A 13,037-nucleotide genomic window follows, 5' to 3' on the forward strand; every position below is an offset into this window, starting at 1 on the left:
AAACCCCGCGGGAACCGAATCCGGTTCTCACGAGGTTTTCGACGTTTATGGATGGGCTGCTTGCGATGCACATTCACTGCAATATCCGAAGATTTCGAACCGGTGATTCAAAATCTGAAAATCCGACGGTAAATTAGGTACTTGCTTCATCGGGCAAAATTCGAATGTGACCGTCTTCTCGCACTGAATACAAATCATATGATGATGATGATGCGATAGACAGCGCGCACGGAATTTCAAGCCGTCGCTCAAATGAAACTGCTCCAGAACACCCATTTCGCTTAACAGCCGCAAATTGCGGTAGACCGTATCGAAGCTAACGCCGGGATACCTCTGCCGCATGTGCTCATAGACATCCTTAGGCGACAGGTAGCCTTCGGCCTCCGCGAATAAGGTCGCGAGGCTCTTCCGCTGATCGGTAATCCGCCAGCCGTGGTTGGACATCGCCCGCAGCATTTCTTGTATGGTCTCCTGTGCGTTGTGGTCATGCTTGTGGTTAGCCATCATTCATCCCTCAATTTTGTAGCATACTTAGTTTAATAATGCCTTATCCTGCCATGAGAGTCAATGTTTTTGCGCCTCGGCGGCCTGCTCCAGCGCATTTAAATCCGCAGCCAGCTTCTCTTTGGAGAAATGCTCTCCAATAAATACGGCAACATGCGGAACCAGCTCCTTCGGCTTGATTTTGACAAAATCCATCTCCCGGTATGCATATTGGAATAAAAACAAGCTGTCGCTGCCCGTATCGGAAAACTGCAAAATGCCCTTGGCCCGGTAAATTTCCTCCGGCAGCCGCCCGACGAGCGCTTCGAACTGTTCGCTGTCGATAGGCCGCTGAAAATAATGCGTATACACCATCACGTGGTCGTGCGAATGATGCTTACCTGCCGGCTCATGGTGTTCATGGTGTTCATGGTGTTCATGGTGTTCATGATGTTCGTGCTCTGCGTGCGGCTCGTGATCATGGCTGTGGGACGGATGGCCGCAGTCGTGCCCATGCTCATGCTCGTGCGAGCAGGTATGGGCATCCGGCGCAGGCTCCGCCTGGACGTTAGAAACATTCCCCTGCGCGCGGTCAAACAAGGACAGATCCACCTGACACTTCACTGTAGCGGTTAAAGGAGCTACCGGATTCCACTCCCGGATCAGCTGCTCTACCGTTACCAGGTCGGAGGGTCCGATCAAATCCGTTTTATTCAGAATCAGGTGTGTCGCGCACCGGATCTGATCCTGCATAAGACGGTAGGTCTTCCCCGCCCCTTTCTGATGCCGTTCCAGCAACTGCGCCGCATCGATAACCGTCACGACGCTGCGAAGCTCCAGCTCCGTCAGCAGGGAGGCGTCGGTAACGCCGTCCAGAATCTCGATAGGATTGGCCGCCCCGGTGCACTCGACGAAAATAACGTCCGGATCATTGTCCCGGATCAGGTCGCGAAGCTCCAACCCCAGGTCCCCGCGGATCGTACAGCAAATGCAACCGCTCAGCATCTCGGTCATCGGCACATCATTCTCGACTAGCATGCCGTCCAGGTTCACATCGCCGAGCTCATTCATCAGAACAGCCGGCTTAAGACCGCTTTCTTTATAATAATCCAGCGCTTGCGTCAGCAGCGTCGTTTTGCCGCTGCCCAAAAAACCGGATAAAATATGTACAGGAACCGCTTGATTCATCGTTATTCTCTCCTCGCCCATGATGGCTTACTGCTTGATTACATATAAAAATTGTATCGCTCTCTGCCGTCAAAGTCAATTATATGTAATTATTACTATTAAAACAATACTAAAATACCGGTATGCCTTAAAACGCTGCTTCTAAAATAACCCCACAAAGCGGGGCTTATGCTTCGAAGCGACTCAGATACTTTGCGGGGCCCCGAAAACATATAAATTCTGGCGTGTAATATAATCAACACAAAAAGAGGAAATTCCCAGCGACTACCGAAGAAAGAAGCACCTGACAGGGAAACTTCAATCTATACCTATCCCACCACAGGAGGTTGGAGTCACATGGGGAAATCCTCACACATTCAGGGTACCAAGGGTGCTAAGTATAGTCAACAACTGCGTGGCGTAAATCTTGAACAGGTCCTCATCATCGCTATTGATGCAGCTAAACTTCATCAGAAAGCCCTCATTTGCAATTATTTTGGTGACGTGATTGAAAGACCCTTCTTCTTCTCAGTCTGTGAATCTGGCATGCAAGTCTTGCTTAAAAACATCGATCGTGCAGCTGCTGCAGTTCAGGCGCAGCGCATCTTTCTCGGCATTGAAGCTACTGGACATTACTATGAAGATGTAATTCGCGAAATGGCCAAGCATGGGTATCAAGTGCAAATCTTCAACCCCTACTCTACGTATGAAGAAAGAGCTAGCGCTCTTAACTGGTGTAAGACCGATGACCTTGATTTGGTGGCAATTGCTCATGCGATTAAAAGCAATAAAGCTACGGAGACTCGTTTGCTGGACGGTATTCAGCGTCATCTCCTAGTCCTTACCAGAGCCAGACGCTCAGAGATTCGTAAACGTTCTGTATTTCGCATGGAGATCCGTAATCTTATGGACATTATCTGGCGTGAATATCAAGGTTATGCTGACCACAGTCAAGGTAAAGCACGTAAGATTAAAGTGTTCAGTGACTTTTGGGGTAAGGCCTCTCTCTTCTTCATGGAGCACTATCCACATCCATCCATGGTTCTAAATTTAGGTGAGAGTGAGCTTCGTAAGCTATCCATACGTCATAATCTAAAGCTGCGTAAAACAGCCATACACAAGCTTTTGTATGTTGCCGAGCAATCCCTTTCTCGTAATCTGGAAGAACTGCGTCCCGAACTTATGCTACTTAAAATGAAGCTAAGCGACCTTGATGCTTTTGATGCCAAGATTGAGTTACTGGATCAGGAAATTGAAAAACTACTCCTTCAAACCGATGGCAGGCTGCTCCTGACCGCCCCTGGTCTAGGTGTGTCTACATCAGCCGAGCTCTACGCTGAAATGGGGGACGTATCCCACTTTACTCATGCTGGCCAATTAATAAAAAAAGCAGGCACCAATCCCATCATCAAGCAGACAGGCGGTGGCAAAGGTTCCTACCGGAATATTTCTAAGCAAGGAAACAGCCATCTTCGCTACGTAGTGTTTTTGGCTGGTCGCAACCTCTGTCTTCATAACAAGGATTTGAAGTCGTTCTATGATCGTCTGAAAACCCGAGGAAAGCATGAGCGTTCTATCTTCATTGCCATGGGGAATAAGATGCTTAAAATTGCCTTTGCCATGCTGCGAGATCGTGCTTACTTTGCATCGCAAATTTCGAGCTACCAGATCACTACGGAGATTAACAAGAAATTGAAGTACAACTGCTTTATTTCATCAGCTCTACAGGCTGCTGCCTAACTTTAAGTACAAACGACAGTGCCGGTCTTTCTGGGATTGAGGAGAGATCGAATAAATTCATGAGGCCATCGGACCTCGAAAATTAGCCTTATCCACCTCGTCCTGTTAATGCGTATTGTACGTTAGCGTAGATTCTGCACTCAGCCAGATTGCATCGCAGGATTGAAATAGGGGCTATTTTCTTCAAATCCGAGAAAGACCAGTTCTGTCTATCGTTTTCCTGTCAGTTGCTAACTTTTTTTGGAAATCCAAAGACATAGGTCTGTTTAGGTTGCTCAAAATATCTAAAAAACTATTTGACATAGTACGCTGATATGTTAAAAAAAGGCTCCGGCTTCATACTAGCTAAGGACCGGATTCTTCTATCAACAGGAGGAACGCCAATGAAACATATGCTGGGACCTTCCATTCAAATCGATCCGACCTTCCCTTATTATAAGAACCGCTCCGAGCAAAGCATAGCGGATGAGTTAGCGTTAGCCGGGTACAAGGTGGTTCATTATTTCGTTACCGTCGAAACGCAGGTGAACCGGAAGCTGGTTGAACGGCTGAAGGCGAACGGGTTCACCGTCTGGGCGATGGTGCTCGGCAACGGCACCTATACGACCGGTCATCTGCCCAAGGACTGGCCGGATTGGCAGATGACCCTGCTGAAGCCGGTCAACGACGGGTATACCCGCTTGTCACCGTTCAGCCACCGTTATGTCGCATGGAAAAAGCAGGCCCTCACCGAGCTGATCCGGGCTTACCCGTTTGACGGCATAGAAATAGCGGAGCCATATTTTCCCGAGTGGAACGGACTGTCGAGCGGCGTGTACGGCGACTTACGACCCTACGCCAGGGCAGCCTTCAAGCAGCGGTACGGGCTCGAGATGCCCGAATTCAAATACCGTTCCTCTCCCCTTTACTATAAGAACAACCCGGGGCTTTACCGGCATTGGATCGATTTCCGGATAGAGGCCGTCAATCGTTACTTGAACGAATGGATTAACGGCAAGCAGGGCATTCGGGCGGCGCGGCCCGATATAGCCGTCGCAACCTGGTCGCTTGCCGTTGACGCGGGCCCCGATTCCGTCGAGAAGCTTCAGGAGTTCCAGGGCAACGACGCTTTCTCGATGGTTTCCATCGTCCGGCCGGATGTGCATTTCATCCAGACCCATTGGCCGGATTGGATGCGCATGCGTCTCCAGCCCGATTATATCCGGCGCTACGAGCCGTTTACAGCCAAGCTGAAAGCCTTCCATCCCGGCCTTCCCCTCGGAATCCAGGCCGATATCGGATCCCTGCGCTCCATGCGGCGCGGCAGGCGATGGCTCGATGCGTTCGCCGATACGGCAGCCGGCCTGGGCTACTCTACCTGGACGGCTTATGAGTACCATCTCGGTCTTTATATGTACGATGAAGCCCCGGTTCCCCTGCGCGCCGTCCGCAAAGGCAGCGAGCTGCTGCAGCTTCAGTTCAGCAAAAGAGTGGATCCCGAATCGGCGCTGACGCAAGGAAAATTTCGAATTAACCAAGCGAATGACAGAACGGATGCCGAGTATCATGTCCGTGCTCTGGAAGCGGACGGAAGCAACCTGCTGCTGGTCTGCGACAGCCCCGGATTCCCGCGCGGAGCGTTCGAGCTGTCCGTATCGCAGGTCCAGGATACGCCTGAGCTGTATTTGTTCCCGTCCAAGCACGCCAATGTGCTTACCAAGCCGCAAATCGTCAAAGTCGAAGGATAGCCAAGGACAGCCCTCAGACTCGTTCTGCTCATTGCAGGACGGGTTTATTTTGATTCAACGGGTTCGGATGCTTATGAAATCAGGCGTAACTGGGAAAAGCTATCTTTATGCCTGCGCTTTGCAGACAAGGAGATAGCCGCAGGCTCTGTACAAAAGAACTAACGGCCAATACCCAAAGAGGTATGCCGTAAGCCAATCATATGAAATCAAAGGAGGAGCCCCGCCATGTCTTCAACGGCAGCCTACGAAAATGAAGAAACGGCGAACGCCGTCAGTCACGGAATCGGGGCGCTGCTCAGCCTTCCCGCGCTGTACCTGCTGGTAGTCCAAGCGCTTAAAAACGGGCACTGGACACCACGTGCTGGGAGGCACTGCCTTCGGAGCCAGCCTGTTCGTCCTGTATGCCTGCTCGACTGCGCTGCACTGCGCACGAAATCCCCGCGTCCTGGAGCGTCTGGAGATACTCGATCACGCCGCTATCTATTTGCTGATTGCCGGAACCTATACGCCCCTGCTGCTTATCGCCGTACGCGGTAAGCTCGGCTTCGTCCTGCTTGTCTTCATCTGGATTCTGGCATTGCTCGGCATCACGCTGAAGCTGAGATACCCCGGAAGATTTATGGCCTGGTCGATTGTTCAATATTTGGGGATGGGCTGGCTGCTTCTTCCCGTCATCCCCCCGCTTCGCCAAGCGCTGCCTCCGCAGGGAATTCATTGGCTGCTGCTCGGCTTATTGCTGTACAGTACCGGATCCGTATTTTATTTTTGGCGGGGCTTCCGGTATCATCATGCGGTCTGGCATACGTTCGTGTTAGCTGGAAGTCTATGCCATTTTATAGCAGTCTATGCTTATGTTATGTACGCATAACCAATTTCATAGAATAGCAAGGATTTAGGTGCACCGGAGACAAACCCCTTAATACAATAGCTAGTAAATGCACTGGAGGGGTTGCAGACATGATGAACAAAGGGAAACGCAAAAAAGTCATTGAACGGTTCTACGGGCGTAAAACCCTTGGAGCCAAAACGGTTTACCGTCTTGTCAGACGGTCCGTCAAGCAGAACAAACCGATCTCCGTCATCCGTCTCGGCGATGTCATGGCAAAGCTGCTGGCCCGGCATGACGTGGATTCCTTGAATAAGGTTGCCCCCTTTCTGGGCATCCGGCTTCCCCCTTCCCCCGAGCTTTTGGATCATTTGGATCGTGCCGTACACGCCTCGGATATCGTGGGGCTTTCCCACTATAGAGAAAGCCGGAAGCTCATTAAAATGTACATGGAGATGTCCGGATGGAAGCCGCGCAAAATCGCAGATTCCTTCATTAACGACCAATTGTACGAAAAGGGCTATCTGCACCGGCTGATTCATAAATGCCGCGTCGCACTGGTGGGCCGGGCGTCCGCCGACGCGGCCCGCCAACTAAAGCAAAGAGGCTTTAAAGTCGTCCTGACGGTCAATCTGGATCATGCCGACGGCTTGGGCGAAGCCATGCGCCGTCTCCGCGCCCACCGTCACAAGTACAATCTTGTTCTTGTCGGTGCCAGCGTCCCGGGGCGGATTCTATGCTCGCGGCTGAAAAGAGAGCTGCGGGTAAGCGCGGTGGAAATCGGGCATATGATGGATGCGTTCGCCAATCCGAAGGAATGGAAAAAGCCTAACAACCGGCAGCGGTTCAAGCATCGCTTTTTGCGTAAAAACCAAAAGCGAAGCGAAACGGCGTCGATCGTTAGGCTGGGAGGACATATTCGAATAAAAAAATTCGTATTTTCCCGTATTGCGAGTCGGCCCAGTCATCCTCTAAGTCAGACCCGGAATCAAAAGGGACGCGGACACGCCCCGCTCATTAGAAAGTCGTTGTCCGTCCCTGTCGTGCGGTAATCAGCGTCTTCGGAAGTTCTGCTTATATTGGAAATAAAGAAAGCAGCCCACGCAAAAGCCGCAGATCGCGATAAATGCGGCAAGAGCGACCATACCTGCAAAAATATAGCCTGCAATGGACGCAGGGCCGATCCAAAAGCACAGGACGGCAATCGTTAGCAATCCGACTGCAATACTGTTATTAAACCGCTGCAGCTCGACAGCCTCCCCGGCCGACTGCTTCGCCTTCCGGGCGAGCAGCGGTGCCGTGAGACGGATAAACAGATTCCCGCGCGCACCAAGCGACAGTCCGGCCACCTGAATCAACCAAAGAACAATAATCCATGCCGGCTGCTGTAAAATGATACCGAGCACAATAAATAGAACAATACCGGTCTGATTGGCCCGCACGTAAGGAATGGGAATTTCTTTGCTTGCCGTCATCCATCGACACCTTCTTTCCAAAGATATAGGATCGTTTCACAAGATTAATAGGATACCGGCTCCAGCCTCAGCTGGCCGGTATTTTTGTCTTGCAGCACAAGACGCCCTTCCACAGGATGGCCGTTGGCATCCTTCAGCATCATCCGCGCGGTGCTGCCCTTCTCGATCAAATAGCGGACTGCGGTTTCGGACAAGTCCGCTCCGAAGCTTTCCTTCCAGATGACAAAGCCGCAGCCTGCTTTGTATTCCGTGCAGCCGTAGCCGCGCTTGCCCATGATGATGCGCCCCGTGCAGCCGGGCCGAGGACACGCCGCTATGCCGGCGCGCACCGGCGCTGGCGGCCTTACGGCACCGGACGGCTCGGCCGCCCTGGCCGAGACCGGCGTGCCGGCCGCAACTGCAGCCGGGCCGCCCGGGCTTGCCACGGGCTCGCCGCCGCTGCGTGCGCGCGTGCGCTTCGCAGGCGCCGCGGCCGTGCCTTCGGCGGCTTCGCTGCCGCTGCGTGCGCGTGTGCGCTTCGCAGGCGCCGCGGCCGTGCCTTCGGCGGCTTCGCTGCCGCTGCGTGCGCGCGTGCGCTTCGCAGGCGCTGCGGCCGTGCCTTCGGCGGCCGTACCGCGCCTGCGCGTACGCTTGGCGGCGCCTGCCGGCTCCGCAGAGGCTCCCTCGAACGCCTGCTTCGCAGCACGGGACTGCACGCGAACCTTATCGACGATCAGGTTCGTGAATTTCTTCACGTTAGCCATGAACTGTTCGTCCGAGGCCAGGCCGCGGGCAATCTCGTTGAGCCTTCGCTCCCAGTGTCCGGTCATTTCGGGAGACGTCAGCAGATCGACGCCGGCGCCGCGAATCAGCTCTACCGCGGTTCTCCCCTTCTGCGTAATGACAATCCGCTTGCCCTGCATGACGATGTAGCCGACCTGCTTCAGCCGCTCGATCACGGACGCCCGCGTCGCCGGCGTTCCGAGCCCGGAGTCCTTCATCGCATCCCGAAGCTCCTCGTCCTCAATCTGCTTGCCGGCTCCTTCCATCGCCTTCAGCAGCGTGCCTTCGGTATAAGCCTTAGGCGGCTGCGTCTCCTTTTCCTTGGCGGCAATCTCGGCGCACTGCACGCCTTCGGCGGCGTTCAGCCTGAACGGCGTGCTGATTTCCTCCTCCGCAGCCTGCTCGTCGTCATCCGCTTTCTCTCCCGCCTTGCCCTTCTTGGGCTTCTCCTTCTTCTGATCGGCGTAAATGACCTTCCAGCCAAGCGAAAGCAGCTGCTTGATCGTGCTCTTGAACAGCTCCTTCTCCACCTCGGTCAGCACGGTGTGGACCTTGTATTCGGCGGCAGGGAAAAAATGCGATAAAAACCGCCGTACAACCAGATCGTATACCTGCTGCTCATCCTTGGACAAACCGCTTGCTTTCTTATGCGTCGGCAGAATAGCGTGGTGATCCTCGACCTTGGCGGGATTGCATACCGCTTTGTTATTTTTATGAACGAACCTTTTATCCGCTTGTTCTACCAGCTCGGAATATGCGGTACCGCGAAGCTGATCCAGCGACCGGTGCATCTCCGGAATGTTCTGTTCGGTCACATAGTTGGAATTGGTCCGCGGGTAGCTGATAACCTTATGCTTCTCGTACAAAGCCTGGGCGATATCGAGCGTCTTCTTGGCCGAAAACCCGTATTTGGCATTGGCCTCCCGCTGCAGCAGCGTCAAATCGTACAGCTTGAAAGGATACTCCTTCGTATCCTTCACTTCATAGCTTGCGATGCGTCCCGGCTTTCCCTTCAGCTTGGCGACCAGCGCCTCGGCTTTGGCGGGATCGGTGATCCGCTCGCCCTGCCACAAGCCTTTGTATTCGTTATCCGGCTGCCCCGCCCCGCCGGGCTGTGTAAAGAGGGCTTCGACATCGTAAAATTTGTTGGCGCTGAACGCCTCGATTTCTTTTTGCCGGTCATACAGGATCGCAAGCACAGGCGTCTGCACCCGCCCGACGGAAAGCAGCTCATTATGCTTGGTCGTAAACGCGCGGGACCCATTCATGCCGATCAGCCAATCCGCCTCGCTGCGGGCTTTGGCCGCTCGGGTCAGATTGTCGTAATCCGCTCCCTCCCTCAGCTCCGCGAAGCCTCTGCGGATCGTCTCCGGCGTCAAATCGGAAATCCACAGCCGTTTGACCGGATGGCTGAGCTTCAGGTGCCGCTGAATCAGCGAAAAAATATGCTGGCCTTCCCGCCCGGCATCACATGCGTTCACGAGCCGTTGGCTCCGCTTTGCCAGCTCTGCGATCACCTTAAGCTGATCCTTCGTGCGCGGGTTCGGCACCAGCTTGAACCGGTCCGGAATGATCGGCAGGTCGTTAAAGTTCCATTTTTTATACCGGTCGTCATAGGCGTCCGGCTCGGCTAATCCGATCAGATGCCCGATCGCCCATGTAATAATATATTGCTCTCCTTCAATGTAAGTACGGTGGTTCTTCGCCTTCGGATCGATCGCCGCGGCAATATTCCGCCCCATATCCGGTTTTTCCGCAATAACTAAAGTTTTCACGCCTTCAATTCGCTCCCTACTTGGGTAGTGCTCTCTGGTTCCCATTCTCCGCCCATCGTATCGAAAAATTCCGGTTTTGTAAACCGCCGGTGAAAGCCCGGCATCCAAATTTTTCCGATTCCGATAAGAAATCGCCCGGTTCGAAGACTCGCATGGATGCGGTTACACCACAGCTCGTCCAAGCATCAATCAGCGGAAGCCGGCATGAGCAGCCATACCTTCGTCCCCTCCTCCTCTTTGCTTTCGATACGCAGGCCGTACGCCTCGCCGAACACCATCTGAATGCGGCGGTGCACATTGACGACGCCTATGCCTCCCTTGAACCAGCCTGTGCTCCGTCATCCTCGGCCAGCCGGTTCGTTTCCAGCTTTTGCTGCAGCTTATGCAGTTGTTCCTGCGTCATTCCCGCCCCGTTATCCTCCACCGTCACCCAAAAAAGCCCGTCCCGCTCCCCAGCGTCGATACGGATGTAATGATAGTCCTCCATCCCGTCAGGGAACGCATGCTGAAACGCATTTTCTACGAGCGGCTGCAGCGTAAGCCGCACCATTTTTTTCAACAAATAGTCCGGCGGCACGGCGACATCGATTTCAAACTCCCTCTCAATCCGGTGCTTCAAAATGACCGTGTAGTTCAGAATATGCTTTAACTCATTAGCGACCGTAATTTCCTCCAGATTGGTCTGAACGGAGTACCGAAGCATATAAGCCATCGATTTGACGATCTCGGTAATTTCCGTTGAATCCTTCAGCGCCGCATAGCAGACGATCGTCTCCAGCGTGTTGTACAGAAAATGCGGATTAATCTGCATCTGCAGCGATTGAAACTCGGCCTTTTGCCGCTCCAGCTGGGTTTCCCGGTTGATCAGCTCCGCTTCGTATACCTGCTCGACCAGCTCCGACAGCCGGCTGACCATCCGGTTATAGCTGATCGTCAGCTGATCGATTTCGCCCTTCGGATCGGCGGATACCGGGATCGTCATCCAGTTTCCTTTCTCCGTCTGCCGCATGCCGTCCTTCAGCACCCGGATCGGCTTCGTGATCGAGCGCCCGAACCGGTGTGACAGCCATAGGGCTACAATCAGGGTGCACAGGCCGACAACAATGGTCGTCGTCCGGATATTGGCTACCGGCTTCTGAAGCTCGTCCAGTGGCATGGAGACGATCAGCGTCCAGCCCGAGTAGTCCGACTTGCGGGTAACGAACATCCGCTTCTCGCCCTCTTCCTCGCCCTCAAAGGTCTGCGAGTCCGCGCCTTGAAGCTGCGTCTCCATCCAATCCGGCCAGCGCGTGCCGATCTTCTGCTCAGCGGGGTGGTAGACGATTTCCCCCGTTTTATCGACGATATAGAAATAGCCGTTTTCGCCCAGGTCGATGCCTCCCCAGAGCGTGGATAAGTCCTTCGATTGGATTTCGATCGCCAGAATCCCGTTGAACTCCGTTGAACCGAGCCCCCTGATTTTGCGGGCCAGCGTGATGGTGGAGTTCGTTCGTTCAGGCAGAATCGTCCGGTTCATGACGGTAAGCGTCCCGTCGTTGTTCGTCTTATCCTTGAGCTGAGCCAGGTGCTTGTTGACCTCCTTCGGACTCATCGTTTGCTCGTAGCCGCTGTTCAAGCCCAGCACGGCATTGCCGTGATAGCTGAGAATATAAATGGCTATCACTTCGGGGTTGCGGATGAAGATGGGCTTCATTCCGATCTCTTTGATCAGTGACGAATAATTATAGTAATCGTAGCCTTCCACTACGGGCATGTCGATAAATTGCTTTACGTCTTTATTGGACAACAAGGAAATCATAGCACGCTCATAGGTTTGCAGGTATAAGTCCGTCTGGTACAAGGCATTGTTGGCGATTTGCGACAGCTGCCTGCCGCTCTGGTCGTTCAGCTCGTTCGAGGAACGCGTATAAGTAAACATGCCGACCGAGGTCAGCGAAAGGATAATGACCGCCAGAAAGTAAGTAAACAGCTTCTTCGACAGGTTCCCGTTCATCATTTAATCCCCAGCTGGCTGCGGTATTCGGACGGCGATAAGCCGGTCATTTTCTTGAACATCTTCGTAAAATGAGGGTAGTCCTCATAACCTACCTCGGAGGCCACATCGCTCATTTTGACATGCGGCAGGGCGAGCAGCGACTGCGCCTTCTCGATCCGCTTTTTAATCCGGTACTGTACGAACGTTTCGTTCGTCATCCTCTTGAACAGCGAGCTGAAATACGTCGGCGTCAGCCCGACCATTTCCGCCACCTCCTCCAGGGTCACCTCCCGGGACAAATGGCTGTCGATATAGGCCTTTGCCTCCGTCATCGGGTCCTTGTAGTTCCCGCTCCGGTTCAGCTCCAGCTCCTCCAGCATCCGCTTCAGCTCCGCTCCAAAAGAGTGCAGCGCTTCCGCCTTGCTGCCCGCCTGAAGCTCCGGGGCGGCTGGCCCGACGGCCGCCGATTTGCGCGCAAGCCGCTTCGAAAGCATTTTCAAGCAGTCCGCCAGCAGCTCCTTCGTCTGGGACAAATTCATGTCCGCTTGGAGGCAGTAGCCTTCCCATTCGCTCGTCAGCTGCTCCAGCTCCGCCGATTTCAGCATCCAGATCGCCTGCTCGGCACGGTCGATCCAATCCTCGTATTTTTGCAGCGAAATGTAGCCTTTGGCTCTCGTTTTGAACAGCTTATCCAGTATTTCATCCATATCCGGCTTGGTCACCGGCTTCAGCAGATAATGCTTGACGCCGTAGGACATGCTTTTTTGCGCATACGTGAAATCGTTATAGCCGGAAATGACCACTACCTGTATCCGTTCGTCCATTTCATAAATGTGCCGGCACAGCTCCAGTCCGTCCATTTTGGGCATGCGGATATCGGTGAACACCACATCCGGCGTCAGCTCGCGGATCAGCTCCAGCGCCCTTATGCCGTTATCCGCCGTTCGAATGCCCTGCAAGGGCACGAAATATTGCTCCGCCATCCGGGCCAGGCCCTTTCGTATAATCGGTTCATCATCAACGATGAGCAGCTGCATGTTCTTTCGGGCCTCCTTCGTTTCGTTGTGCTTCACAGATTTCATAAAACGGGAAAAGCACCTGCCCGAA

Annotated in this window: 10 protein-coding genes; 4 read left to right on the forward strand and 6 right to left on the reverse strand. The window is 53.7% G+C overall.

The window, feature by feature from the left end:
• Positions 1-45: 45 nt before the first annotated feature.
• Both ACHHV8_RS18665 and ACHHV8_RS18670 read right to left on the reverse strand, forming a co-directional pair.
• Complete coding sequence (locus tag ACHHV8_RS18665) at positions 46-504, reverse strand: Fur family transcriptional regulator (protein WP_395163556.1); 459 nt, start codon at positions 502-504, stop codon at positions 46-48.
• 60 nt (positions 505-564) lie between these two features.
• On the reverse strand, positions 565-1,671 hold the full coding sequence (locus ACHHV8_RS18670; RefSeq protein WP_395160466.1) for a CobW family GTP-binding protein: 1,107 nt from the start codon (positions 1,669-1,671) through the stop codon (positions 565-567).
• A 336-nt stretch (positions 1,672-2,007) separates the two neighbouring features.
• On the opposite strand from ACHHV8_RS18670, the gene ACHHV8_RS18675 reads away from it, so the two are divergent.
• The 4 genes from ACHHV8_RS18675 to ACHHV8_RS18690 all read left to right on the forward strand — a co-directional run bounded on the left by ACHHV8_RS18675 (position 2,008) and on the right by ACHHV8_RS18690 (position 6,995).
• Positions 2,008-3,390, forward strand: coding sequence for an IS110 family RNA-guided transposase (locus ACHHV8_RS18675; protein WP_395160468.1), 1,383 nt, complete (start codon positions 2,008-2,010; stop codon positions 3,388-3,390).
• A 383-nt stretch (positions 3,391-3,773) separates the two neighbouring features.
• Entirely contained in the window at positions 3,774-5,117 is a 1,344-nt protein-coding gene (locus ACHHV8_RS18680; RefSeq protein WP_395160470.1) for an N-acyl-D-glucosamine 2-epimerase, read from the forward strand.
• A gap of 358 nt (positions 5,118-5,475) precedes the next feature.
• On the forward strand, positions 5,476-5,985 hold the full coding sequence (gene trhA, locus ACHHV8_RS18685) for a PAQR family membrane homeostasis protein TrhA (RefSeq protein ID WP_395160472.1): 510 nt from the start codon (positions 5,476-5,478) through the stop codon (positions 5,983-5,985).
• Between the two features lie 89 nt (positions 5,986-6,074).
• Positions 6,075-6,995, forward strand: coding sequence for a GT-D fold domain-containing protein (locus ACHHV8_RS18690; RefSeq protein WP_395160474.1), 921 nt, complete (start codon positions 6,075-6,077; stop codon positions 6,993-6,995).
• Here ACHHV8_RS18690 and ACHHV8_RS18695 read toward each other — a convergent pair whose 3' ends face one another.
• The 4 genes from ACHHV8_RS18695 to ACHHV8_RS18710 form a co-directional block, all read right to left on the reverse strand.
• Positions 6,996-7,418 carry a DUF4395 domain-containing protein gene (locus tag ACHHV8_RS18695; RefSeq protein ID WP_395160476.1) on the reverse strand — a complete coding sequence of 141 codons (423 nt, stop codon included), beginning with the start codon at positions 7,416-7,418 and terminating at the stop codon, positions 6,996-6,998.
• A gap of 44 nt (positions 7,419-7,462) precedes the next feature.
• On the reverse strand, positions 7,463-9,955 hold the full coding sequence (locus ACHHV8_RS18700; RefSeq protein WP_395160478.1) for a type IA DNA topoisomerase: 2,493 nt from the start codon (positions 9,953-9,955) through the stop codon (positions 7,463-7,465).
• A gap of 307 nt (positions 9,956-10,262) precedes the next feature.
• Positions 10,263-11,951, reverse strand: a complete 1,689-nt coding sequence (locus ACHHV8_RS18705) for a cache domain-containing sensor histidine kinase (RefSeq protein ID WP_395160480.1) — start codon at positions 11,949-11,951, stop codon at positions 10,263-10,265.
• Positions 11,948-12,967 (reverse strand): response regulator transcription factor, encoded by a 1,020-nt coding sequence (locus tag ACHHV8_RS18710; protein ID WP_395160482.1) that lies wholly within the window; start codon positions 12,965-12,967, stop codon positions 11,948-11,950. The genes ACHHV8_RS18705 and ACHHV8_RS18710 overlap by 4 nt, the downstream gene beginning before the upstream one ends.
• Between the last annotated feature and the right edge of the window lie 70 nt (positions 12,968-13,037).

Source organism: Paenibacillus sp. TAB_01 (assembly GCF_043945595.1).
Classification (GTDB): Bacteria; Bacillota; Bacilli; order Paenibacillales; family NBRC-103111; genus Paenibacillus_S.